Annotated in this window: 27 protein-coding genes; 22 read left to right on the top strand and 5 right to left on the bottom strand. The window is 60.3% G+C overall.

Features of this window, described 5'->3' with window-relative positions:
- A complete protein-coding gene (locus V5E99_RS04505) occupies nucleotides 1-1812 on the bottom strand; it encodes an ABC transporter ATP-binding protein (RefSeq protein ID WP_499801264.1) in 1812 nt (603 codons plus the stop codon).
- Nucleotides 1813-1981: 169 nt separating this feature from the next.
- Between V5E99_RS04505 and V5E99_RS04500 the strand changes: the two genes are divergently transcribed.
- Both V5E99_RS04500 and V5E99_RS04495 read left to right on the top strand, forming a co-directional pair.
- Complete coding sequence (locus tag V5E99_RS04500; protein WP_499801262.1) at nucleotides 1982-2560, top strand: DUF6932 family protein; 579 nt, start codon at nucleotides 1982-1984, stop codon at nucleotides 2558-2560.
- Nucleotides 2553-3458: a hypothetical protein gene (locus V5E99_RS04495; protein WP_499801261.1), complete on the top strand. Its 906-nt coding sequence runs from the start codon at nucleotides 2553-2555 to the stop codon at nucleotides 3456-3458. Before V5E99_RS04500 ends, V5E99_RS04495 begins: the two co-directional genes overlap by 8 nt.
- Nucleotides 3459-3498: 40 nt before the next feature.
- On the opposite strand, the gene V5E99_RS04490 is transcribed toward V5E99_RS04495, so the two are convergent.
- The gene (locus tag V5E99_RS04490; protein WP_499801259.1) at nucleotides 3499-4590 is read right to left on the bottom strand and encodes an AraC family transcriptional regulator; all 1092 of its coding nucleotides are present in this window, start codon (nucleotides 4588-4590) and stop codon (nucleotides 3499-3501) included.
- A gap of 99 nt (nucleotides 4591-4689) precedes the next feature.
- On the opposite strand from V5E99_RS04490, the gene V5E99_RS04485 reads away from it, so the two are divergent.
- The 5 genes from V5E99_RS04485 (at nucleotide 4690) to V5E99_RS04465 (ending at nucleotide 8210) form a co-directional block, all read left to right on the top strand.
- On the top strand, nucleotides 4690-5541 hold the full coding sequence (locus V5E99_RS04485) for a 3-hydroxybutyryl-CoA dehydrogenase (RefSeq protein WP_499801257.1): 852 nt from the start codon (nucleotides 4690-4692) through the stop codon (nucleotides 5539-5541).
- The gene (locus V5E99_RS04480; RefSeq protein WP_499801255.1) at nucleotides 5528-6124 is read left to right on the top strand and encodes a TetR/AcrR family transcriptional regulator; all 597 of its coding nucleotides are present in this window, start codon (nucleotides 5528-5530) and stop codon (nucleotides 6122-6124) included. Before V5E99_RS04485 ends, V5E99_RS04480 begins: the two co-directional genes overlap by 14 nt.
- Nucleotides 6125-6238: 114 nt before the next feature.
- A complete protein-coding gene (locus V5E99_RS04475) occupies nucleotides 6239-6796 on the top strand; it encodes a hypothetical protein (RefSeq protein ID WP_499801254.1) in 558 nt (185 codons plus the stop codon).
- A gap of 118 nt (nucleotides 6797-6914) precedes the next feature.
- Nucleotides 6915-7328, top strand: coding sequence for a VOC family protein (locus V5E99_RS04470; protein WP_499801253.1), 414 nt, complete (start codon nucleotides 6915-6917; stop codon nucleotides 7326-7328).
- A gap of 120 nt (nucleotides 7329-7448) precedes the next feature.
- Nucleotides 7449-8210, top strand: coding sequence for a bestrophin-like domain (locus V5E99_RS04465; RefSeq protein ID WP_499801252.1), 762 nt, complete (start codon nucleotides 7449-7451; stop codon nucleotides 8208-8210).
- Between the two features lie 14 nt (nucleotides 8211-8224).
- Here the strand turns inward: V5E99_RS04465 and hpaR (V5E99_RS04460) are convergent, their stop codons facing one another.
- A complete protein-coding gene (gene hpaR / locus V5E99_RS04460; RefSeq protein ID WP_499801251.1) occupies nucleotides 8225-8647 on the bottom strand; it encodes a homoprotocatechuate degradation operon regulator HpaR in 423 nt (140 codons plus the stop codon).
- A 246-nt stretch (nucleotides 8648-8893) separates the two neighbouring features.
- On the opposite strand from hpaR (V5E99_RS04460), the gene V5E99_RS04455 reads away from it, so the two are divergent.
- Complete coding sequence (locus V5E99_RS04455; RefSeq protein WP_499801250.1) at nucleotides 8894-10150, top strand: OprD family porin; 1257 nt, start codon at nucleotides 8894-8896, stop codon at nucleotides 10148-10150.
- A 117-nt stretch (nucleotides 10151-10267) separates the two neighbouring features.
- On the opposite strand, the gene hpaA is transcribed toward V5E99_RS04455, so the two are convergent.
- Entirely contained in the window at nucleotides 10268-11170 is a 903-nt protein-coding gene (gene hpaA / locus V5E99_RS04450; RefSeq protein ID WP_499801249.1) for a 4-hydroxyphenylacetate catabolism regulatory protein HpaA, read from the bottom strand.
- Nucleotides 11171-11363: 193 nt separating this feature from the next.
- Here hpaA and V5E99_RS04445 point away from each other — a divergent pair, with 193 nt between their 5' ends.
- From V5E99_RS04445 to hpaI, 8 genes are all read left to right on the top strand, one after another.
- Nucleotides 11364-12029, top strand: a complete 666-nt coding sequence (locus V5E99_RS04445; RefSeq protein ID WP_499801248.1) for a fumarylacetoacetate hydrolase family protein — start codon at nucleotides 11364-11366, stop codon at nucleotides 12027-12029.
- Nucleotides 12026-12796, top strand: a complete 771-nt coding sequence (locus V5E99_RS04440; protein WP_499801246.1) for a fumarylacetoacetate hydrolase family protein — start codon at nucleotides 12026-12028, stop codon at nucleotides 12794-12796. Before V5E99_RS04445 ends, V5E99_RS04440 begins: the two co-directional genes overlap by 4 nt.
- Nucleotides 12797-12801: 5 nt before the next feature.
- Nucleotides 12802-14262: a 5-carboxymethyl-2-hydroxymuconate semialdehyde dehydrogenase gene (gene hpaE, locus V5E99_RS04435; RefSeq protein ID WP_499801245.1), complete on the top strand. Its 1461-nt coding sequence runs from the start codon at nucleotides 12802-12804 to the stop codon at nucleotides 14260-14262.
- 107 nt (nucleotides 14263-14369) lie between these two features.
- Nucleotides 14370-15227, top strand: coding sequence for a 3,4-dihydroxyphenylacetate 2,3-dioxygenase (gene hpaD / locus V5E99_RS04430; protein WP_499801243.1), 858 nt, complete (start codon nucleotides 14370-14372; stop codon nucleotides 15225-15227).
- Between the two features lie 49 nt (nucleotides 15228-15276).
- Nucleotides 15277-15669, top strand: a complete 393-nt coding sequence (locus V5E99_RS04425; protein WP_499801241.1) for a tautomerase family protein — start codon at nucleotides 15277-15279, stop codon at nucleotides 15667-15669.
- Between the two features lie 49 nt (nucleotides 15670-15718).
- Nucleotides 15719-17023: an MFS transporter gene (locus tag V5E99_RS04420; protein WP_499801239.1), complete on the top strand. Its 1305-nt coding sequence runs from the start codon at nucleotides 15719-15721 to the stop codon at nucleotides 17021-17023.
- Between the two features lie 12 nt (nucleotides 17024-17035).
- A complete protein-coding gene (hpaH, locus tag V5E99_RS04415; RefSeq protein ID WP_499801238.1) occupies nucleotides 17036-17839 on the top strand; it encodes a 2-oxo-hept-4-ene-1,7-dioate hydratase in 804 nt (267 codons plus the stop codon).
- A gap of 17 nt (nucleotides 17840-17856) precedes the next feature.
- Nucleotides 17857-18657 (top strand): 4-hydroxy-2-oxoheptanedioate aldolase, encoded by an 801-nt coding sequence (hpaI, locus tag V5E99_RS04410; RefSeq protein WP_499801236.1) that lies wholly within the window; start codon nucleotides 17857-17859, stop codon nucleotides 18655-18657.
- Between the two features lie 33 nt (nucleotides 18658-18690).
- Here hpaI and hpaR (V5E99_RS04405) read toward each other — a convergent pair whose 3' ends face one another.
- Nucleotides 18691-19116, bottom strand: coding sequence for a homoprotocatechuate degradation operon regulator HpaR (gene hpaR / locus V5E99_RS04405; protein ID WP_499801234.1), 426 nt, complete (start codon nucleotides 19114-19116; stop codon nucleotides 18691-18693).
- Nucleotides 19117-19351: 235 nt separating this feature from the next.
- On the opposite strand from hpaR (V5E99_RS04405), the gene V5E99_RS04400 reads away from it, so the two are divergent.
- The 6 genes from V5E99_RS04400 (at nucleotide 19352) to V5E99_RS04375 (ending at nucleotide 24233) form a co-directional block, all read left to right on the top strand.
- Entirely contained in the window at nucleotides 19352-20650 is a 1299-nt protein-coding gene (locus tag V5E99_RS04400; protein ID WP_499801233.1) for an NAD(P)/FAD-dependent oxidoreductase, read from the top strand.
- 46 nt (nucleotides 20651-20696) lie between these two features.
- A complete protein-coding gene (locus tag V5E99_RS04395) occupies nucleotides 20697-21062 on the top strand; it encodes a cupin domain-containing protein (RefSeq protein WP_499801232.1) in 366 nt (121 codons plus the stop codon).
- 51 nt (nucleotides 21063-21113) lie between these two features.
- Nucleotides 21114-21773: a helix-turn-helix transcriptional regulator gene (locus V5E99_RS04390; RefSeq protein ID WP_499801230.1), complete on the top strand. Its 660-nt coding sequence runs from the start codon at nucleotides 21114-21116 to the stop codon at nucleotides 21771-21773.
- Between the two features lie 85 nt (nucleotides 21774-21858).
- Nucleotides 21859-22680 carry a molybdenum cofactor biosynthesis F family protein gene (locus V5E99_RS04385; RefSeq protein ID WP_499801229.1) on the top strand — a complete coding sequence of 274 codons (822 nt, stop codon included), beginning with the start codon at nucleotides 21859-21861 and terminating at the stop codon, nucleotides 22678-22680.
- Nucleotides 22673-23473, top strand: a complete 801-nt coding sequence (locus V5E99_RS04380) for an SDR family NAD(P)-dependent oxidoreductase (protein ID WP_499801228.1) — start codon at nucleotides 22673-22675, stop codon at nucleotides 23471-23473. The genes V5E99_RS04385 and V5E99_RS04380 overlap by 8 nt, the downstream gene beginning before the upstream one ends.
- Nucleotides 23466-24233 (top strand): SDR family oxidoreductase, encoded by a 768-nt coding sequence (locus V5E99_RS04375; RefSeq protein ID WP_499801227.1) that lies wholly within the window; start codon nucleotides 23466-23468, stop codon nucleotides 24231-24233. Before V5E99_RS04380 ends, V5E99_RS04375 begins: the two co-directional genes overlap by 8 nt.
- The last annotated feature ends 14 nt before the right edge of the window (nucleotides 24234-24247 follow it).

The following is a 24247-nucleotide window of genomic DNA, read 5'->3' as shown; positions in this document are numbered from 1 at the left end:
CTAGCGGTAACCCCGGGCCTGCAAATCGAACAACTGCGCATAACGCCCGCCCGCCGCCACCAGGCTGTCATGATCGCCGCGCTCCATAATCGTCCCTTGGTCCAGCACGATGATGTGGTCGGCGTTGCGCACACTGGAGAATCGGTGGGAGATCAGCAAGGTCATGCGACCCTCGGTGTGCTCACTGAAATGCTCGAACACCGCCGCTTCCGCCGCCGGGTCCAGGGCTGAGGTCGGTTCGTCGAGAATCAGTATGTCGGCGTCGCGGCGCATATAGGCGCGGGACAACGCGATCTTCTGCCATTGCCCGCCGGACAGTTCCTGGCCCCCGGCAAACCAGCGCCCCAGTTGCGTGGCATAGCCGCGATCCAGACCTTCGATAAACGGCGCGGCCATGCCTTCGGCGGCGGCTGCTTTCCAGCGTTTTTCATCATCGAAGGCCAAGGTATCGCCGACGCCGATGTTCTCGCCCACGGAAAACTGATAGCGAATGTAGTCCTGGAAAATCACTCCGATACGTCGGCGCAGGGCATCTTCTTCCCAGGTTTGCAGGTCGCTGCCGTCCAGCAGAATGCGGCCATGATCGGGGCGATACAGGCGAGTCAGCAATTTGATCAACGTGGTCTTGCCCGAACCGTTCTCCCCCACCAACGCCACGCTGCGCCCCGGCACCAGATGCAGGTCGATACCCTCCAGCGCGGCTCGGCTGGCTCCCGGATAACGGAACCCAACATTCTCGAAACGCAAGCCGTCGCCGGGCAGTGCGCCGACGGTCAGGCTGCCGGTATCGCTCACCACCGGTTCGGCCAGGTATTCGTAAAGGGCCGACAGATACAGACCATCCTCGTACAAACCGCTGATCGCACTGAGGCTGCTGCTGACGGCGGTTTGCCCCTGCTTGAACAGCACCAGGTACATGGTCATCTGCCCGAGGCTGATCTGGCCGTGCACGGTGTCGACCACCACCCAGGCATACGCCAGATAAAACGCCCCGGTGCCGAGCAAACCGAGGGCAAACCCCCAGCCATCGCGGCGCAGGGTCAGGCGCCGGTCCTCGGCGTAGAGCCGGGCAAACGTCTCGCGATAACGCTTCAACAGCAACGGCGCAAAGCCGAACAGCTTGACCTCCTTGATGTAGCCCTCGTGGGACAGCAGCGTCTCGATGTAACTCTGCTGCCGACTCTCCGGCGCCCGACGCGTGAACAGCCGAAACGTATCCCCGGAAAAATGCGCCTCGGCAAAAAACACCGGCAACGCCCCGACCACCAGCAACACCAGCGCCCACGGTGAAAAATGCACCAGCAGCACGCCGAAACTGATCAATACGATCAAGTTCTGGATCAACCCCAGCGACTTCATCACCAAGGCCAACGGCCGGGTCGAAGCTTCGCGCCGCACCCGCACCAACTTGTCGTAGAACTCCGAGTTCTCGAACTGCACCAGCGACAACGTCTGGGCCTTCTCCAGGATCATCGTGTTGACCTTCTGCCCCAACTGCACCCGCAACAGCGACTGCTGCACCGACAGCGCCCGTTGCGTCCCGGACAACAACGCCAACACCCCTGCCTCAAACAACACATAACGCACCACCGGCCACAACGGCGCATTGCCCTGTTGCGCGTGCAATTGCATGGCGGTAACGACGGCATCGACGATGCGCTGGCCGAGCCAGGCAGCCAGGGCCGGGAGAACACCGGCGATCAGGGTGGCCAGGACCAGGCCGAGGAATAATCCTCGGGAGGTGCCCCAGACCAGAAGCAGGGCGCGTCTTGCCTGGTCGAGCAGAGCGGTGAAACGAACTAGGGTTGGCACAGGATGAAGAACTCGCTAAAGAACTGGAGGCTGTCAGGACTGGGGCCATGGTACTTCAGCCACCGATAAGGGGAGATGCGAAAGAACTGTAACGTTTGTTCGCTTGACGCGTGCACGCACCAAGACGAGGATCGACCGACTTTCAGACCACTACGCAAGGAGCCCGGGCTTGATCCCTGAGTGGAATCCAGAGGGACTTATTCCTCCAATAAATGAACAAAACCCAGTAGGGATGGACAGATCGCCCTACGAGGTTGATCTCTTGGCTTTCGTGGATCGATTCGCGATCAGCCTGGCCCGGTGTGATGTTTTGCAAGGCTACCTTTCACACCGTTCCGAGCTCCATAGAATGGGCATGGCCGAAGGTTTCCAGTGGCTGGACGGCAGTTTCACGGAGAACGTAGAGCTCTCTGATCAACGATCTCCAAGAGACATCGATGTTGTTACCTTCACTTCTGAAGGAGATGAGTTCTATGATGGCCTGCGGCCTGATCAACTAAGACTGTTGGGCGCAACACGGGAGGATCAGTCCTTCATAAAAAATCAGTTCAAAGTTGATTTTTATGTTCAATCCCTCAGTGATGCGCCAGAGCGCTTGGTAGAAATGACATCGTACTGGTACAGCATGTGGTCCCATCGAAGAACAAAGCAGTGGAAGGGATTCCTTCGGGTTGACCTTGCCCCTCGGCAAGATCAAGCAGCACTCGCCATGCTGAAGGCTCGAAAACAGGAGCTCACTCATGAGTAGGAACGAGTATCTGCACAAATCAGCAGAGCTTTTATTCCTGGAGAAGCAGCTGACCAAGCCAGGAATCAGCAAGCTTTCTGCGATGTCCATTCGCTCTCGGATAGATGAAGCAAAATCGTTTCTGGAAGCAAATAGTCAGGACACCTATCAGCCGGCAAAGGTCATCCTTACCTACCGTGGCACACCTGTTTCGGGAACGCATGGCGTTCTGGCCGAATTTGGCGCTGCCGCGACCCAGGCTTTCAGCGAAGCCATTGCCACCATCGCCGCGTCGATCTCCGGCTCGCTTGCCGACAAAGGTCCCATTCCAAACCGATCGAGTAATCAATTACTTATTACGGGAACTGCGCTGGGGTCATTTGGGTTCGAGCTGGAAGAAGTGCCCGCGCAAACACAACTTGAGATTGAGGGCACTACATCAGTGTCATTGGCAATCGATCTGATGGCGGAGTTGCTGGAGGCTACGACTAAAAGTGACGAGGAACTCTCAGAACCTGTTTCGCGCCTTGCCGATAGAGCAATTTCCAGTGTTTCGGACTTTTTGGGAAAGCTATCCAGTTACGATGCTTCCTGCTCGCTGACCACTCGCTACAAGCAATTTCAATTCACTGATAGCGAACAGGTTCGCCGAAGCAAGGCTCGACTGAATCTGGATAACATCCAGGAAACGATGGAGACATTCACGGGTGAGTTTGTTGGTGTGCTCCCGGATAAAAGATCGTTTGAATTTAAAACCACCGATGGGTTAGTGATTTATGGAAGGATTGCGAGAGAAATCCTTGACCCAAATGCGGTAAACCTCCACCTCTATAAAAACTACGACGTCGTATTGAGCGCCAAACGAATTGGCTCCAGCAAACCTCGTTATATTTTGCAGCAGTTCCCGTGGGCTGAATGATTCAGAGGTTTGAGTAAATCGCTTGCAAAACGCCCCCCTGCTATTTCCTTGGAGGGGCTGTTTCTTGAAACCGCGCCCGATACCGCCCCGGACTCTCCCCCGTCCACTTCTTGAACGCCCGATGAAACGCGCTCGCTTCCTGAAACCCCAACTGCTCGGCGATCTCGCCAATGCTCGCCTTGCTCTGACGCAACTGCTCAAACGCCACGCCGCGCCGAACCTCGTCCTTGATCTCCTGATACGAACAGCCTTCGCGTTCCAGTTTGCGGCGGAAAGTGCTGGGGCTCAGGTGTTGTTCCAGGGCGAAGGCTTGCAGGGTTGGCCATTGGCTGTAGTGGCTGTTGCGCAGGCGTTGGTGAACCTGGGAGGCGAGGCCGTGCTGGTTGCGGAAGCGGATGACCAGCCATTGCGGGGCGGTGCGTAAAAATACTTTCAACGACGCCAGGTCTTGAACGACCGGCAGGCGCAGGTAGTGGCTGGCGAATTCGATTTCGGTGCGTTCGGCGCCGAACGTCAGGTTGGGGCCCCAGAGCAAACGGTCGTCGCAGAGGGAGACGCGCTGATGGCGAAAATCCGCGCGGTCGATGGGAATGCGCCGCCCGCCGAGCCAGCACAGCAGGCTGATCATCAGAACCAGGAAGGTTTCTTCGCCCAGGCGGCCGAGGTCGCTGTCGGTCGAGCGGGTTTGCAGGCTGATGACCGCGCGTTTGCCGCGCACGGTCAGGCTGCCGCGAAAGTCGTGGAGGAACAGTGCGAAGTTGGCCAGGCATTGGCGCATGGCTTTGTGCAGGTCGGGTTCCTGAATCAGCGCCCGGCAGATCAGGGCGAAACTGCCGGGCGGCATGCCGTGGCTGTCGAGGCCAAAGAATTCGTCGTTGAGCTCGCGAATCTGGATCAGCCACAGCGTGGCAAACGCACTGGCCGGTACACGAGCCGTCGGCTGGTCGAGCAGCGCCGGGTCGATAGATGCCTCCTCCAGCACTGACCGCTGGCGCTGGGGATTGTCCGCCAGCCGATGGATCATCGCCTGCATGAAGTAGGCCGCCACTGAATCCTTTTCCCGCATGTGAACGTTCTTCTCCCCATCGCCCGACTGGCAAAAAACACCAGTGCCGTTGAACAGTTGCGGCATAGGACAACCGCCCCGCCGGTTTTAGACTCGCGGCCATAGTACGCCTTCGGCCGTTGCGGCGGCCAAGGTATCGAAGGTTTGATCCCAAGGACTTCAAGCATGAATCTGCAACACATCGGCGTGATTGGCGCGGGCACCATGGGCAACGGGATTGCGCAAGTCTGCGCAGTGGCCGGCTTCAACGTGACGTTGATCGACATCAGCGAGAGCGCGCTGCAAAAGGCTGTGGCAACCGTCAGCAAAAACCTGGATCGACAAGTCGCCAAATCGACATTGAGCCAGGAACAGAAATTTGCCGCCCTCGACAAGATCCAAACCAGCACCGACTACGCCAGCCTGCAAAGCGTGCAACTGGTGATCGAAGCCGCCACTGAAAACCTCGACCTGAAACTGCGGGTGCTGCAACAGATTGCCGCGCAGGTCGGCGCCGAGTGCGTGATTGCCTCCAATACGTCATCGCTGTCGATCACTCAACTCGCTGCCAGCGTCAGCCAGCCCGAGCGTTTCATCGGCCTGCATTTCTTCAACCCGGTGCCGGTGATGGGGTTGATCGAAGTGATTCGCGGCCTGCAAACCAGCGACGCGACCCACGCCCTGGCGCTGGACATGGCGACAACGCTGGGCAAAACCGCGATCACCGCCGGCAACCGTCCGGGGTTCGTGGTAAACCGGATTCTGGTGCCGATGATCAACGAAGCGATCCTGGTATTTCAGGAAGGCCTGGCCAGTGCTGAAGACATCGACGCCGGCATGCGCCTGGGTTGCAACCAGCCGATTGGCCCGTTGGCGTTGGCGGACTTGATCGGCCTGGACACGGTGCTGGCGATTCTCGAAGCGTTCTACGAGGGCTTCAACGACAGCAAATACCGCCCGGCGCCGCTGCTCAAGGAAATGGTCGCCGCCGGCTACCTCGGACGCAAAACGGGGCGTGGCTTCCATGCCTATGCCTGAGCGTTGTGAACGCTTTGCCGAGTACCGGGACAAAGTGCTGGAGCTGTTTGCCAGCAAGGGTTTCGGTCAGGTCGGCATGCGTGAGCTCGCCACGTGCCTGGGGCTCGCCCCGGGCTCGTTGTATCACCATTACCCGAGCAAACAGCACTTGCTGTCGGACTTGATCGAAGAGCTCTACGAGGAGTTGCTGGCCACCCTCGGGCGCATCGAGAAAAAGAGCAAACGCAACCTGTTGCCCAGTCTGATTCAGGCGCACTTGAACCTGCATCGGGAAATGCCCTGGCATTTTCGTCTGGCGGAACGCGACAGCGGCTGCCTGAATGACGATCAGCAGGCGCGGGTTCGGCATTTGCGCGAGCAATATGAACGCACGCTGTTGCAGATGTTGGGGGCAAAATCCCGGTTCAGTGAGCAGGGCCAACGGGCCGCCGGGCACGGGATTGCCCAATTGCTCAATGCCGCGCCTGGTTGGCTGGCGCAGCATCCTCTGAGTGACGCGGAGCGTGATGAGCTGCTGGAAAACCTGGTGAGCGGCGCCGTCGAACGCTTGCTTCGCCCCTCGGCCCCGCGCGCGGTGGCCTGATCTCGATGATGCAACGCACTTAAGCACACGGCATACTGGCGCGCCCTCAAAACACCAAAAGGATTTCGTGTGTTATCGCGCCTCAATACCCTTCAGTCATGGCTCTATTACGCTGTGAGCTGGCTCGTTGTACTCGCTCTGATTCTGCACCACGCCTTCTACGACTGGTTGTTAATGGAGCCTATCGATGTCGGCGGCACGTTTATGGGCGGCGGCATGGCCGTGCAGCTCTATTTGATGGGCTGGACCGTCGCCACGCTGGGCCTGATCGTCGCTGTTTTGTTACGCCTGCCTGGCGCAATTTTCGGCTGGATCGGCATCGGTCTTGTACCGCTGGGCATCGGCATCTGGTGGCAATTCAACTACCCGGACAACGCCGAGGACGTGATCTACAGCATCAGCCAGCATGAAATTGGCAGCTTTATGATCATCGGCGTGATTTTGCTGGCCAGCGGTCTCTACGCTCGCGCAAAACTCAAAAAACGCGTACCCGACCGGGACCAGATGCCGGTGCAAATCATCGTCGCCCTGATGCTGGCCGCCTTCTACATTGGCGTGCCCCTGGCCATTTACAAGCAGCAGACGATGCCCCGCTGCGCCTTCAACAAGGACGGTCAGCAATTGACTGTCTGCCTGGGCAACGATGAGAGCGAACGGGTGATCGTCGATTAAACCGGCAATAAGCCGCGCCGCGCCTATAGAAAAAACGTCTGAACAATCCCGGCAAAACGCTGCATCTAACGCTTTGCTACTTGAGGTCGAAACCTTACTTGGTTACCGGGAGCACAGCATGAAAATCAATCCCTACCTGATCTTCAACGGTGACTGCAAAGCCGCCTTCACCTATTACGCCCAGGCCCTGCCCGGCCACATCGACGCCATGATGACGTTCGGCGAAACCCCGGCCAAGGAGCACGTCCCGGCGGATTATCACAACCTGATCATCCATACCCGCCTGTCGGTGGGCGACCAGGCGATCATGGGCTCGGACACCACCCCCGACCGTCCCACCGATGACATGAGCGGCTGCTCGATTTCGTTGAATGTCGACAGCATCGCCGAAGCCGAACGGGTGTTCACCGCCTTGGCCGATGGCGGCACGGTGCAAATGCCGCTGGAGGCCACCTTCTGGGCAGCCCGCTTCGGGATGCTGGTGGACCGCTTTGGCGTGGCGTGGATGGTCAATTGCGAGAAAGATCAGTAAATCGCTGAAACCGGATGCCCCAAGGTGTAAAGCCCAGCCTCGAAAGGTTGGGCTGCCTGGTAACTGCGTGGCGGTCTGCTACCTTCAACACGCTGCCCCGAGCAGCGTCACGGAGGTTCAATGAATCACCTGCTGATCGCCCTGATCGTATTCATCTGCCTGTTCGGCAGCGCAATGGCCGGCTCATACGTGCGACAGCGATTGCCGTCCCATCACCTGAGTGACGAGTCTGTCGCGGTCCTGAAACTCGCCACCGGCCTGATCGCGACCATGTCGGCGCTGGTGCTGGGCTTGCTGGTTTCTTCAGCCAAAGGCACGTTCGACACCACCCGGGCCGAACTGGAAGGCGCGGCGGCCAAAGTGGTCGAATTCGACCGCGTGCTGGCGCGCTACGGCCCGCAGACTCAACCGATCCGCACGCAACTCAAACACAATTACGCCGAAATACTGCAAGTCCTGGCCTCGCGGGATCGCGCCCGGTTGGCCCTGCTCGACAGCCCCGAAGCGATCAATCGCTCGGAAGCGCTGCAACAGCAAGTCGCCGACCTCTCCCCTGCCACCGACAACCAACGCACCCTCAAGGCCTCGGCGTTGCAGATGATGGACGCGGTGTTCGCCGCGCGCTGGTTGACGCTGTTGCAGGCCAACCAGTCGATCCCGCCGGTCATGCTGGTGATTCTCATCACCTGGCTGTCGATCATCTTCGGCTCGTTCGGTTTGTTCGCCCCGCGCAACGGCACGATTGTGGTGGTGCTGATGATGTGCGCGCTGTCGACGGCGGCGACCATCCTGTTGGTGGAAGAGCTGAATCGACCGCTGGACGGCTTGATCACGGTGTCGCTGGAGCCGATGCTGCATACGCTGGGACGGCTGGGGCAGTAGGCTCCGCGCCGCCCTCAGGGCTTGATGTTTTTCAGCTTGTTCAGCAGCTCCAGCAACTGCGCAAGCGACTCCTCGCCGAACTGCTCCTGAATCTTCAGGTAGTTGCTTTCCATCCCCGCACTCATGTCGACAAAACGCTGCTGTCCCTGCTCGGTCAGGGCGACGAAGACCCGACGCTGATCTTCGGCAGACTTTCTGCGCCGAACGATACCGTCACGCTCCAGCCGAGTCAGGACGCCGGTCATGCTTGGCTTGAGGATGCACGCCAGGTGAGCTAACTGATGGCTTTCCAGTTCGCCTTGCTGGCGCAGGATACGAATCACCCGCCATTGCTGCTCAGTCAGATCATGTTCGTTGAGCAACGGCCGGAAAAATGCCATGGCCGCTTCGCGGGCCTGCAGCAAGGTGAGCGTAAGGGACGGTCTGGGGGTCGGCATGGTTCACGCACAAAAGAGGTCGAAGCGTCGAAGCTTAGAGTCGGCACCGTATGCATGCAACACGACACCGCACGACAAATCGTTAATCTGTAAACAAATTAATCAAATACAAAACCACCTACCCAAACAAACCCAATATTTATAAGCAAAACCCGCTACACAAGCTAAAGATAACATGTTAACAATATTCCACCCCTGACCTACCATTGGGCGATACCTACAAAAACAACAAAAGGAACCTCCCTCATGCATTCGTGCCTCTTTCGCACGGCGGCAAGCGCTGGCCTGTGCGCCGCGTTTACCCCCTTGGGCGCCCACGCCGATTTTATCCAGGACAGTAAAGCCAGCCTGGATATGCGCAACTTCTACATGAACCGGGACTTTCGCCAAAGCAACGCCCCTCAGAACAAGGCCGAGGAGTGGGCGCAGGGTTTTGTATTACGCCTGGAGTCGGGGTACACCGAAGGCAGGGTCGGTTTCGGTGTCGATGCCTTGGGCGAACTCGGGGTAAAACTCGATTCCAGCCGTGATCGCCGGGGCACCGGGTTGCTGCCGTTTGGCGCCAGTCAGCAACCGGAGGACAGCTACAGTGAACTGGGCCTGACGGCCAAACTGCGCGCATCGAAGACCGTGCTCAAGCTCGGCACCCTGCAACCGCAGTTACCGGTGGCCGCCTATAACGACACCCGGCTGCTGCCTTCGACCTACAACGGTGAGTTGGTCACCTCCCAGGAAATCGATGGCCTGACCCTGAATGTGGGTCGTCTGGAAAAACAGAACCTGCGCGACTCTTCCAGTAATGACGACATGAGTTACGCCGGCGTCCCGAGCAGCCACCTCGATCTGGCCGGCGGTACCTACGCAATCAATCCACATCTGGCGGCGTCCTATTACTACGCCCAGATGCAGGATATCTACCGCCAGCAATTCATCGGCCTGGTGCACGACCTGCCCCTGGCAGAAGGCGTGAACCTGCGCAGCGACCTGCGCTATTTCGATACTCGCGAGCAAGGCAGCGACAAATTGCGCAGTGCCTCCCGGGTCGATGGCGGCAGGCTCGACAACCGTTTTTTCAACGGCATGGTGAGCCTGTCGGTGGGTGCCCATAAATTCGGCCTGGGCTATCAGAACCTTTCCGGTGATGGCGACTTTGCCTTTCCCGGCCAAGATCCGTATTCGGTCAACCTGGTGACCATCAACGTCTTCACCAAGGCCGAAACCGACGCCTGGCAGGCGCGCTACGACTACAACTTCGCGGCCCTCGGCCTGCCCGGGCTGACCTTCATGACCCGCTACGTCGACGGTACATATGCGCAGACGGCCACGGTGCGCAACGGTCGGGAATGGGAACGCGACACCGACCTGGCCTACACCGTGCAAAGCGGCCCGCTGAAGAACGTCAATGTGCGACTGCGCAACGCCACCCTGCGATCGAGCAACGGCCTGACCAGCGACATCGACGAGAGCCGGATCATCATTGGCTACAGCCTCGCCTTGTGGTGATCCACACCGGTGAAAAGTGCAATCGGTTCCCTGTAAAAGCCATTTTTTCAGGGTGCCGGCTGCGGCCATGCTGCTCTACAGACCGTCGGCGCCCCTCGAGAAGTGAACATGCCAGGCTCAACGCAAACCCGATTGTCGCTGGCGATACTCCCCTGGCGTCATCTGCGCGTAACGCTGGAAGAACCGACTGAAATAGGCCGGATCCTTGAAACCCAGCTGATAGCAGATTTCATTGGCCGAACTGCCGGTGAACAGCAACAGCCGCTTCGCCTCTTGCATGACCCTTTCAAGGATCAGGCGTTTGGACGGCAGATCGGCAATCCGCCGACAAACGTCGTTGAGACGCGCCTCGGTGACGCCAATACCGTCGGCGTAGTGCGACAGCGGCCAGTGTTGCAGGTAGTGGTCTTCGATCAACTCGTTGAAACGATGGAAAATTCGCAAGTCTTCATGGCGGGCCGGGCGGGCTTCCAGGGAATTGGCGCACAGCCTGAGCAGGCTGATCATGATCAAGCGCGTCAGGCTGCCCAGCGCCGAGCTTCGTCCGGGGCTCTGAGCGTTGATCTCGCTGCACAGCTCTTCGAACAGAAACTCCAGCCGGCGGACCTCTGGGTGGAATTGCGGCGCAAGTCGCGCCAGCGCAACACACGCCGCCGGCAACTGCGGGCCCGGTGCCAGGCTCGGATCGGCATCGATCAATTGCCAGACCAGTTGCTGGCGCACCGTCAGCACATGCCCGTCGGCATCCGCTTCGGTGACGAACGAGTGGGCCACCGTCGGTGGCGTAAGGAAAAACATCGGCCCGGACTCGAGGTACTGCTGGTCATCCAGATAGACCCGCACCGCGCCGCTCTTCACGTAGTGCACCTGGAAGAACCGGTCGTGCCGATGCACAGGCATGTTGCGGCCGAAGAACCCCGCCAGGTTGCCGAGTTTGTCGTAGTGCACTTCGGCATCGCTGTAGCGCTGGTCGTAGACCTGACCGATGTTGATGTTGGGGATCGGCTGACGATCGATCATCGCTGGATTCTCTTTCTTATTGGGGTGTTGGCCGTGCAAGGATTTTCATCCTGCACCGGTTTTCGACGACTCACCACTGCCGGAAGATTTTGCCACGCTTGACGATAGTTAACATATTAATTATAACGTTAACAGGTTAACGAATATTCCACGGAGCAGTCATTCACTGCCCCGCCACTGCCAGGAGAAAAGCATGAGCCGTGCCCTGCATGATGTTGCGAACGGCACCCTGTTCGGCGTTGCGCTGAACTATCAGGGGTTGCTGAACCAACGTATCGCCGAATTCGAGCAAGCGCCTTACCAGAAACCACCGCTCAAACCCGTGCTGTTCATCAAGACGCCCAACACCCGCAATGGTCATGACGGCGTGGTGGTTCAGCCCCACGGTGAGCGCCTGCAACCGGGCCCGGCATTGGGCGTGGTGATCGGCAAAAGCGCCAGCCGGGTCAGCGTCGAAAATGCGCTGGAGCATGTGGCCGGCTACACCATCGTCAATGAGTTCAGCCTGCCGGAAGACAGTTATTACCGCCCGGCGGTGAAGGCCAAGTGCCGGGACGGCTTCTGCTCGCTGGGCCCGGAACTGGTGGCCCGCGATCAGGTCGCCAACCCGCATCAGCTCAGCCTGAAACTGTTCGTCAACGGTGAACTGCGCCAGCAAAACTCTACCGCCAACTTTGTCCGCAGCATTCCCCAACTGATCGCCGAAATCAGCGAATTCATGACCCTGCACGAAGGCGATGTGCTGATCACCGGCACCCCCGAAGGTCGTGTCGATGTGCAACCGGGCGATACCGTTGAAGTCGAAATCAGCGGCCTGGGCCGCCTGATCAACCACATCAAGGCAGAGGAGCTGTCATGAAACACGCCCGTATTCGCTTTGAAGGCGCTGAGCACCAGGTCCAGGTCGAAGCCCAAAACGCCGTACGGCTGGCCGACGGTCGCTTGCTGAACGAAAACCAGGTCGAGTGGTTGCCACCGGCCACCGGCAGCATGTTCGCCCTGGGCCTGAACTACGCCGACCATGCCGCCGAACTGGCCTTCACGCCACCGACCGAACCGCTGGCCTTCATCAAGTCCCCCGGCACCTACACTGGCCACAACCAGACCACCTGGCGTCCGGATAACGTCGCCTACATGCACTATGAATGTGAATTGGTGGCCGTCATCGGCAAGCCGGCGCGCAACGTCAAGCGCGAGAACGCCCTGGAATACCTGGCCGGCTACACGGTGTGCAACGACTACGCGATCCGCGATTACCTGGAAAACTACTACCGGCCCAACCTGCGGGTGAAGAACCGCGACGCCACGACCCCCGTCGGTCCGTGGATCGTCGATGTCGCCGACGTGCCGGACCCGAGCAACCTGACACTACGCACCTGGATCAACGGTGAGCTGCGCCAGGAAGGCAGCACCAAGGACATGATTTTCGACATCCCTTACCTGATCGAATACCTGTCCAGCTTCATGACCCTGCAACCCGGCGACATGATCGCCACGGGCACCCCGGAAGGCCTGGCCGATGTGGTGCCGGGCGATGAAGTGATCGTGGAAGTGGAAGGCGTGGGTCGCCTGGTTAATCGAATTGTCAGCGAAGCGGAGTTTTTTTCCGCCCGTAAAGAGGCTTGAGCAACATGATCAAACACTGGATCAACGGCCGCGAGGTCGAAAGCAAAGACACCTTCGTCAATTACAACCCGGCCACCGGTGAAGCCATTGGTGAAGTCGCCAGCGGCGGCGTCGAGGAAGTCGCCCAGGCCGTGGCCGCCGCCAAGGAAGCCTTTCCGAAATGGGCGGCGACCCCGGCCAAGGAGCGCGCGAAGCTGATGCGCAAGCTCGGCGAGCTGATCGAACAGAATGTGCCGCGCCTGGCGGAGCTGGAAACCCTGGACACCGGCCTGCCGATCCACCAGACCAAAAACGTGTTGATTCCACGGGCCTCGCACAACTTCGATTTCTTCGCCGAAGTCTGCACCCGTATGGACGGTCACAGTTATCCGGTCGACGACCAGATGCTCAACTACACCCTGTACCAACCGGTGGGGGTTTGCGCGCTGGTGTCCCCCTGGAACGTGCCGTTCATGACGGCGACCTGGAAGACCGCGCCGTGCCTGGCGCTGGGCAACACCGCCGTACTGAAAATGTCCGAGCTGTCGCCGCTGACGGCCAACGAACTGGGACGCCTGGCCGTTGAAGCCGGTATTCCAAAAGGTGTGCTCAACGTCATCCAGGGCTACGGCGCCACGGCCGGCGACGCGCTGGTTCGTCACCCGGACGTGCGAGCGATTTCCTTCACCGGCGGCACCGCCACCGGCAAGAAAATCATGCAGACCGCCGGCCTGAAAAAGTACTCGATGGAACTGGGCGGCAAGTCGCCGGTGCTGATTTTTGAAGACGCTGATCTGGAGCGAGCCCTCGACGCGGCGCTGTTCACTATCTTCTCGCTCAACGGCGAACGCTGCACCGCCGGTAGCCGGATCTTCATTCAGGAAAGCGTCTACCCGCAGTTTGTCGCCGAGTTTGCCGCTCGCGCCAAACGCCTGATCGTCGGCGACCCGCAGGACCCGAAAACCCAGGTCGGCTCGATGATCACCCAGGCCCACTATGACAAGGTCACCGGCTACATCAAGATCGGTATCGAAGAAGGCGCCACGCTGCTGGCCGGTGGCCTGGAACGTCCGGCCAACCTGCCGGCCCATTTGAGTCGCGGGCAGTTCATCCAGCCGACGGTGTTCGCCGATGTGAATAACAAAATGCGCATCGCCCAAGAAGAAATTTTCGGCCCCGTAGTGTGCCTGATTCCGTTCAAGGACGAAGCCGAGGCCCTGCAACTGGCCAACGATACCGAGTATGGCCTGGCGTCCTACATCTGGACCCAGGACATCGGCAAGGCCCATCGCCTGGCCTATGGCATCGAAGCCGGCATGGTGTTTATCAACAGCCAGAACGTGCGGGACTTGCGCCAGCCGTTCGGCGGGGTGAAAGGTTCCGGTACCGGGCGCGAAGGCGGCCAGTACAGCTTCGAGGTGTTCGCCGAAATCAAGAACATCTGCATTTCCATGGGCAGCCATCACATCCCGCGTTGGGGTCTGTGAACCGCCGATAGCCCGCGTCGAAGGTTGCGCAGGGTCGCGCATCGGCTCACGCAGCCTTCACCGGCCGCCAGATTGAATCGAATAACAACAATTTCAGGAGAATCATCATGGGCGAAGTCGTCCTGGCCGCGAAGATCTGCCACGTACCCTCGATGTACCTGTCGGAACTGCCCGGCAAGCATCACGGTTGTCGCGAAGCGGCGATTGCCGGGCACAAGGAAATCGGCCGTCGCGCCCGCGAACTGGGGGCCGACACCGCCGTGGTGTTCGACGTGCACTGGCTGGTCAACAGCGGTTATCACGTCAACTGCGGCGAGCAGTTCAAGGGCATCTACACCAGTAACGAACTGCCGCACTTCATCAAAAACATGGAATACGACTACCCAGGCTGCCCGGAACTCGGCGAGTTGATCGCGGCTGAAGCCAACCTCGCCGGCGTGCGCACCATGGCGCACAACATCCCGAGCCTGGAGCTCGAATACGGCACGCTGGTGCCGATGCGCTACATGCACATGGGCGTTCCCGATGACCAGAAGTTCAACGTGGTGTCCATCGCCGCGTGGTGCGCCTGGCACCGCCTGGAAGACAGCTTTGCCTTTGGCGCAGCGGTGCGCCGGGCCATCGAGAAGAGTGATCGCAAAGTCCTGGTCCTGGCCTCGGGTTCGCTGTCACACCGGTTCTCGGATGACCGTGAAGCCGAAGCCAACATCCACAATTGGACCCGCGAATTCGACAAGCAGATGGACCTGCACGTGGTCGACATGTGGAAGCAAGGTCGCTTCAAGGAGTTCTGCGCGATGCTCCCGGACTACGCCGAGCACTGCTTCGGCGAAGGCAAGATGCACGACACCGCGATGCTCCTGGGCCTGCTCGGCGGACCTGAATACAACAAACCTGCCGAGATCATCACTCAGCCGTTCGGCAGTTCCGGCACGGGCCAGATCAACGCCATTTTCCCCCTCTGACACGCGCTCGCGAGCAACCCACGGATTGCTCGCGGCCCGGGAGACGCACATGCCGCATTTCATCGCCGAGTACACCGACAACATCGAACGGCAGGCGAACCTGCCCGCGCTGTTCGAAAAGGTTCACACCGTCCTGGGAGACAGCGGCGTGTTTCCCCTGGGCGGCATTCGCAGTCGCGGGGTGCGCCTGGACACCTGGCGCATGGCCGATGGCAAGCACGATTACGCCTTCGTCCACATGACCCTCAAAGTCGGTCACGGCCGAGACCTGGCCACACGCAAGACCGTCGCCGAAGCCCTGTTCAGTGTTATCACCGAGCACTTCGCCGAGCTGCAGTCCCAGCGTTTGCTGGCGCTGTCGTTCGAGATGATCGAGTTGCACCCCGAACTGAATTTCAAGCAGAACAACGTGCATGCCTTCTTAAAGAACCAGGCGGGCTGATTCACGCCCTCCTTCCGCCAACGGCCACTCAAACAAAAAGTACAACATCATGAGCACAGCCAATACCGCCGACAGCACCACCTTGATCGAACACGATCGCACCCACAGCCTCGTGACCTGGCGACTGATGCCCTTGCTGCTGATTTGTTACCTGTTCGCTCACCTGGACCGGATCAACATCGGCTTCGCCAAGATGCAAATGAGTACCGACCTGCACTTCAGCGACACCGTCTACGGCCTCGGTGCCGGGTTGTTTTTCATCGCCTACGCGCTGTTCGGCGTACCGAGCAACATGGCCCTTGACCGGGTCGGGCCACGGCGCTGGATCGCCAGCCTGATGGTGGTCTGGGGCCTGCTGTCCACCAGCATGTTGTGGATCGAAAGCTCTAGCGGCTTCTATGTCCTGCGCTTTCTGCTCGGGGTGGCCGAAGCCGGTTTCTTCCCCGGGATACTGGTGTTTCTCAATCGCTGGTACCCGGCCCGGCGCCGGGCGCAAGTCACGGCGCTGTTCGCGATTGCCGTGCCCATGGCCGGTGTTATCGGCGGCCCGTTGTCCGGCGCCATTCTGGAGAACTTCCATGATTTCGGCGGGCTGCGCGGCTGGCAGTGGATGTTCCTGATCGAAGGGGCACCCGTGATCCTGCTGGGCCTGGTCGTGCTCAAGTGCCTGCCGGACAGCTTCGAAACGGTGAAGTGGCTCAACCCGCTTCAGAAACAACAATTGCGCACGCAACTGAGCAGTGAAGAACAGCGAAAATCCATCACTTCTTTCGGCGGCATCATGCGTGATCCGCAGGTCTGGCTGCTGGTGGCGATTTACTTCGCGGTCATGCTGGCGGTCAACACCCTGGCGTTCTGGATGCCGACCCTGATTCACGGCGCCGGCATCGGCCGCGACAGTCAGGTCGGGTTGCTCAGTGCGGTGCCGTATCTGGCCGGCTGCTTCTTCATGATCGGTTGCGGACGCTCGTCGGACCGCCACCGTGAGCGCCGCTGGCACCTGTGTGTGCCCCTGCTGATGGCGGCCGCCGGGATCGCCGTCGCGGGCCTGGCACCGGGCAATCCATTGTTGGTGATGGGCGGTCTGACCGTGGCCGGCATGGGCGCCAGTGCCGCGTTGCCGATGTTCTGGCAATTGCCACCGGCCTTTCTCTCCAACTGCACCCAGGCCGCCGGCATCGCCATGATCAGCTCGTTCGGCAGCATCGCTTCATTCCTCGCGCCCTACCTGATCGGCTGGATGCGCGACACCACACAGAGCGCCAGCCTGGCCCTGTATGTCCTGGCGCTGTTTATCGCCCTGGGCGGTTTCCTGGTCCTGCGCACCCAAGCGGCCATCGTCAATCCACAGTAAGAGATCTTCGTCATGCTCGATCAACTGCAAATCCTGCAAGCCGCCGCACAACTGGACCGGGCCGAACGTTCCAGGGAGCAGGTCCGGCAATTTTCCCTCGACCACCCGGCGATCACCCTCGACGACGCGTATGCCATCCAGCGCGCCTGGGTCGCACAGAAAATCAAGGACGGGCGCAAGCTGGTCGGGCACAAGATCGGTCTGACGTCCCGGGCCATGCAGGTGTCGTCGAACATCACCGAGCCGGATTACGGCGCCCTGCTCGATGACATGTTCTTTGACGAAGGCACCGACATTCCGTTCGAGCGTTTCATCGTGCCAAGGGTGGAAGTGGAGCTCGCGTTCATTCTCGGCAAGCCGCTCAAGGGTCCGAACTGCACGATTTTCGACGTGCTCGACGCCACCGAATGGGTGATCCCGGCGCTGGAAATCATCGACGCACGCATTCAGCAAATCGACCCGCAGACCCACGCGACCCGCAAAGTGTTCGACACCATTTCCGATAACGCCGCCAACGCGGGCGTGGTCATGGGCGGGCGGGCCGTGCGCCCGACCGAGATCGATCTGCGCAAGGTGCCCGCCGTGCTGTACCGCAACGGAGTGATCGAAGAGTCGGGGGTTTCGGCCGCCGTGCTCAACCACCCGGCCAAAGGCGTTGCCTGGCTGGCGAACAAACTGGCGCCCTACGACGTCACCTTGCTACCAGGGCAAATCATCCTCGGCGGCTCGTTTACCCGTCCCGTGGCGGCCAACCCTGGCGATACCTTCCATGTCGACTACGACATGCTGGGCTCCATTTCCTGCCGTTTTGTCTGACCCCGGAGGACCGCTTCATGGACATGCCCATCAACCGTTTCAAGCAACGCCTGAACAGCGGCGAAACGCAGATCGGCCTCTGGCTCGGCCTGGCCGACGCCTACTGTGCCGAACTGGCGGCCAATGCCGGATTCGACTGGTTGCTGATCGACGGCGAGCACGCGCCCAATGACGTGCGCGGCATGCTCAGCCAATTGCAAGCCATCGCGCCCTACGCCAGCGAAGCGATCATTCGCCCGGTTATCGGCGATACCGCACTGATCAAACAAATGCTGGATATCGGCGTTCAGACGTTGCTGGTGCCGATGGTCGAAAGTGCTGAGCAGGCGCGGCAACTGGTACGTGCGATTCACTACCCGCCACAAGGCCTGCGCGGTGTTGGCAGCGCTCTGGCGCGGGCGTCGCGCTGGAACAGCATTCCCGGTTACCTGGATCAGGCCGATGCGCAAATGTGCCTGCTGGTGCAGATCGAAAACCGCGAAGGCCTGGCCAACCTGGAGGCCATTGCGGCGGTCGAGGGTGTCGATGGGGTGTTTATCGGCCCGGCGGATTTGAGCGCGTCCATGGGCCATCGGGGCAACCCCGGACACCCGCAGGTGCAAGCCGCCATCGAGGACGCCATCGTGCGTATTCAGCAGGCCGGCAAAGCCGCCGGCATTCTCAGCGCCGACGAAAAACTAGCCCGGCGTTACATCGAATTGGGCGCCGCGTTCGTTGCGGTAGGGGTCGACACCACCGTGTTAATGCGCGGCCTGCAAACCCTCGCCGCGATCTTCAAGGGCACGCCACCCCCCACCCGCTCCGGCGGCGTGTACTGAACAGTCTTGCAGGCGCCGAGATGGATTCGGCGCCTACAGGCACTTGATGGTCTTCAACTCATCGAGCAACCCGAGCAACGTCTGCAATTTCTCCACGCCTAGCTGCGCCTGCAATCGCTGGTAGTTCTCTTCCATGCACTGGCTCATGGACTCGAAGCTGGCCTTGCCCTTTTCGGCCAGGGTCACCAGCACCCGCCGCTGATCCTGCTCGGCCTTGCGCCGATGCACCAGCCCCGCTGCCTCCATGCGCACCAGCACGCCGGTCATGCTCGGTTTGAGAATGCAGGCCAGCTCCGCCAATTGGTAGATTTCCAGCTCATCGTGTTGACTGAGGATGCGGATGACCCGCCATTGCTGTTCAGTCAAACCGTGCTGGTTGAGCGAAGGCCGAAAAAAACTCATGGCCGCTTCACGGGCCTGCAACAGGGTCAATGTCAGGGATTGTCGAGGTTTGAGCATGGGCGTCGGAATCACGATTGATTTAGTTAATAATTTAACGAAACTCTACCACTGTCCCACCCGCCACACGCTATAACTTGTGAGGACGGCGAAGGCTCTGGCGCGCTGAATCAAAAACCCCGGCACAGAGAATCAAGACATCGTCGGCGCCAAGGCTCTTAATGAACCTCAACCGGTACACCGCTTATCGACGTCCCGGGCGCTTGAGTTTTCCTCCACTTTGTCAGGCTGCGCCATGATCAATATCGAAACGCCCACCTATTACACGGCCACCAAGAAATACAACCTCAGCTTCCCCACTCTGGAACAGGATGTGGAAGCGGACGTTGTAATCATTGGCGGCGGTTTCTCCGGCATCAATACGGCCCTTGAACTCGCCGAAAAAGGCATCACCAACATCGTCGTGCTGGAGGCGCGTTACCTGGGGTTCGGCGGCACCGGGCGCAATGGCGGGCAGATCATGGCCGGCATCGGTCACGACCTGGAAAAGATCAAGAAGGACGTCGGTGAAGACGGCCTGCGCCAGATCTTCGAGATCAGCGACTTGGGCGCCGACATCATCAAGGACCGCATCGCCAAGTACGACATCGATGCCGACTTCTGCCACGGCTACGGCTACATGGGCTTCAACGCCCGCCAGGAAAAGACCCTGCGGGCCTGGGAAAAAGACTTCAAATCGATCAACACCAAGCACGAGATCCGTTTTCTCGGCGGCTCGGACGTCAAGCAGATCATCGGTTCCGACGCCTACAGCAGTGCCTTGCTGCACATGGGTGGCGGGCATGTTCACTCCTTGAACCTGCTGCTGGGTGAAGCCAAGGCGCTGGTGGGCCATGGGGTGCAGATTTTCGAGAACAGCCCGGCGCTGGAAGTCAGTTACGGCGAGCGCATCACCGTGCGCACCGGGCGCGGCTCGGTCAAGGCCAGCAAATTGTTATGGGCCTGCGACAGCTTCCTCAACAAGCTGGAACCCGAACTGCATCGCTCGACCATCAATACCTATGCGTTCCAAATGATGACCGAGCCTCTTTCGGAGGAATTGATCCAGCGCATCAGCCCGATTCGCGGCGCCTACAGCGATATTCGCCCGGTGATCGACTACTACCGCGTGACCAACGAAAACCGTCTGTTGTTCGGTGCCGCCACACCGTTGGTCGAGCACATCCCCCAGGACCTCAAAGCCTGGAACCGCAACCTGATGCTGAAGATTTTCCCCTACCTCAAAGACGTGAAAATCGACCTGGCCTGGGGCGGCCCGATGGCGTGCAGCCCGAACCTGTTCCCGCAGATCGGCACCCTCCCCGGTCGCAGCAACGCCTTCTACGTTCAGGGCTACTCGGGTTTTGGCGTGACCCCAAGCCACATCATTTGCAAAGTGCTGGCCGAAGGCATGAGCGAAGGTTCCGCACGCTATGACCTGGTCAGTTCGATCCATCGCCCGACCATCATCGGTAAAGACGCGATCCGGCCCTTGCTGCTGACTGCCGGCAAGTCCTGGCACCAGCTCTCCGGTTACTGGAACGGGCGCCGTTAACGCCCGACCTGCTTTCCTCATTTTTTAATCATCAGGAGCAACTGCCATGACCCTCGTTACCCTCAAGAAAGATATCCAACTGTCGGAACTGGACGCCTGGGGCACCGTTGCCGATCTCGGCTCGGAAATCCTCGAAGGCGAAGTCAAAGCCTTCGGCAAAATGACCTTCGGTGCGCCGACCGACCCGGTCAGCAGCGCCTACTTCGGCACCACCCAGGGCAAATTCCGGATGGTCTACCCGTTCGCCGAACAAGCCACCGTGGTCACTGGCGAAGTGGTCCTGACCGACGAATCCACCGGCCAAAGCACGCGCTACAAGGCGGGTGACAGCTGGTTTGTGACCAAGGGCACTCCGGTGCTCTGGGAAATCGTCAGCGAAAGCTTCGTCAAACACTATTTCGCTGTCGCTTGACCGACCCGGCTGCCGGACTCACCGGCAGCCCTTTGGCGAAGGTGACCGATCATGCACGCCATCCCCACCCAGGAAGTCGCCGGTCATTGCCTGCAGGCTTTCACTCAGCTTGTCCCTGTCAGTCAGGCGGCGTTTTACTGCGTCGACCGGCACCTGCAAGCCTGTGATTTCCGCTTGCACGGCATGAGCGCCGAGATGCACCGCGACTACCTGGACAACTATCGACAGTTCGACCCTCTGCAACCACGCAATTGCCTGTCCAGCGGGTTGGCCGTGGTGCCACTGGGTTTTGCCATGGCCCGGCAACCTCGGCGAGACACTCATCGCTATCAGGATTTCCTGCGGCGCTATGGCGTGGTCGATGTCGTCGAGATCCTCGCCCATCGCGCCGGCCAGCCGCTGGCCGCGATCTCGCTGTTACGCACCGCCGAACAAGGCGCCTTCACCAGTGACCAACTGGCCCGGCTCAACGCCTTGCAATCCTTATTGCAACTGGCCGTCGCGAACATGCAACCCGACGAAGACCTGCTGGCCGGCCTGACGCCCAAGGAGCGGCAGATCGCTTTGCTGTTGCGCCAGGGCGCCAGCAATAAGCAACTGGCCCAGGAACTGGACGTCGGCCTGCCCACCATCAAGACCCACCTGATCAACCTGTTCCGCAAGACCGGCGTGAGCAGCCGCACCGAGTTGGTCGCGAGGCTGTTTCTGTAGCTCGCCTCAACCATCCGGTTGATAGGCGAGCGCTGCTGCAAACCCCATGCTCCTGCGTGTCATTTCACACAACCGGAGCATTGCAATGACCTCATCTTCCGACTGGATCACCGTAGGCGCGCTGGCCGACGGCTTCTCCCCAGAAGCGTTCATCCTGCCCAACCTCGCCGACTTGAACGGCAAGACCTTCACCCTGTACTTCGCCAATGGCTGGCAGATTGAGCATCGGTTCGATCACCAGACCCTGTCCTGGACCGCTGCCGATGGCCACTCCAGCGGCACCGCCAACTACCGCGCGACGTCGGTGCGTCCAGACCTGTACCTGGTGGACTTCATCAAGCGCGAAGGCGCACAAGCCTGGTCGGTGAGCCTGGTGCTCGACACCATCAGCGGGTCGTTCACCGCCGTCCTCGGCCGCATGCCCACCCAACAACAAACCGCTGAAGGCCTCTACAGTCGGGCCCTGGCCGGCAAGCCGTTGACCTCGGTCGAGGTGGATTTCCTCCAGGGCAGCCTTGATCGTCCGTGGCAGGAAGGCCAATGCCCGCATGCCCCGACCACGGAATTGACCGGCCTGCGCAACCTGTATCGCTACAGCCCGAGCGAGGTGTACGAGCACATCTACCTCAACGATCAGTTCTATGCCTGGCAGTGCCTCAAAGGCGTCGAGCAAGGCCTGTGCGACACCGATCGCTGCCACTACTACAAGATCGCCGATCAGTTGTACTTGTTCGTCTGGCGCGAAAAGATCATTCCAACCCTTGGCCTGGTGCTGATCGACCTGCAACAACACCGCAGCGACGGCAAGATTTTCGGGTATGCCGGGGCGTCCTTCGATGAGCTGTCGAACTTTCCGATCAGCTCTTACTGCCAGGTGCTCAACCGCACGGAGTATCCCGATGCTTGAGTCACGTACCGTGGTGATCACCGGTGCCGGCACGGGCATCGGTGCTGCCTGCGCCCGGTTGTATGCCGCCGAAGGCGCGAACCTGGTGTTGATCGGCCGCCGTCGCGAACCGCTGGAGCAGGTTGCCCGACAAACCGGCAGCCTGGTGTTGGTCGGCGACGCGGCGTGTCCAGACACGTGGGAAGGGTTTGTGGCGCAGATCCGTCAGCGCTACGGTCGGCTTGACGTGCTGTTGGCCTGTGCCGGTGGCCATGGCCTGGGTAGCGCCACCCAAACCAGTCCGTCAACCTGGGAGGCGGCGTTGCGCAGTAACCTCGACAGCGCTTTCTACAGTGCCCGGGCGTGTTTGCCGCTGCTGCTGGAAAACGCCGGCAACATCGTGCTGATCGGCTCGATTGCTTCGCTGGCAGCGGGGCCCGAAGTCTGCGGCTACACCACGGCCAAACATGCCCTGCTCGGCCTCAACCGTTCACTGGCCAGGGATTACGGCCCACGCGGGGTGCGGGTGAATGCCGTGTGTCCGGGCTGGGTGCGCACGCCGATGGCCGATCAGGAGATGCAGCCGCTGATGGATTTTTACTGCGAGACACTGCAGCAAGCCTATGACCGGGTGTGCGCCGATGTGCCGTTGCGCCGCCCGGCCAGCGCCGAGGAAATCGCCAGGGTCTGTCGCTTTCTGGCGTCCAGTGAGGCGTCGATCATTACCGGTGCGACGCTGGTGGCGGACGGTGGTTCGAGCATCGTCGATGTGCCGACCCTGGCCTTTACCCATATGGAGCCGGCCCATGTCTGAAAACCTCGATTTCAGCGGTCGCACCGTACTGGTGACCGGCGGCGCTCAAGGCATTGGCCGCGCCATCGTCGAAGCTTTCGCCTTGCGCGGGGCTCACGTGGTGATTGCCGACCTGCAATGGCCTCAGGCTCAAGCGCTGGCCGTCGAGTTGTGCGGGCGCGCTTGTCGGGTTGAAGCGGTGTGCGTCGATCTGGCGGAGTCTGGCGCCGTGTTCCAACTGGTCCTGGACCTTGAGCAACGGATAGGTCGGCTGGACATTCTGGTGCATAACGCCGGGTATTTTCCGCTGACACCCTTCGCCGAGATCACCCCGGCCCTTCTCGACCGCACCCTGGCCGTCAACCTCTCCGCGTTGTTCTGGCTGACCCAGGCGGCACTGCCGATGTTCCGCCGTCAGGGCCGGGGCTGCGTGCTGGTGACGTCCTCGGTCACCGGGCCGCGCGTGGCCTACCCGGGGCTGAGTCACTATGCAGCGTCGAAGGCCGGGGTCAACGGTTTCATCCGCAACGCCGCCCTGGAACTGGCGCCGCTCAATGTGCGGGTCAACGGCGTCGAGCCCGGCATGATCGCAACGCCGGCCATGGGCAACCTGGGGGATGATCAGTTGAACGAGAACATCGCCAGCCGAGTGCCTTTGGGGCGGCTGGGCACGCCGGCCGATATTGCCGGGGCGATGCTGTTTCTGGCGTCGGATCTGGCGAGCTACATGACCGGGCAGACGCTGGTGGTTGATGGCGGGTCAACCTTGCCGGAGGTTTAAAACACAGGGTGCCC

Origin of the sequence: Janthinobacterium sp. LPB2021202312-11-4, assembly GCF_037049705.1 — a bacterium.
Classification (GTDB): domain Bacteria; phylum Pseudomonadota; class Gammaproteobacteria; order Pseudomonadales; family Pseudomonadaceae; genus Aquipseudomonas.
The sequence above is the reverse complement of the archived record's forward strand: the minus strand, read 5'-3'. Positions and strand labels throughout refer to the sequence as shown.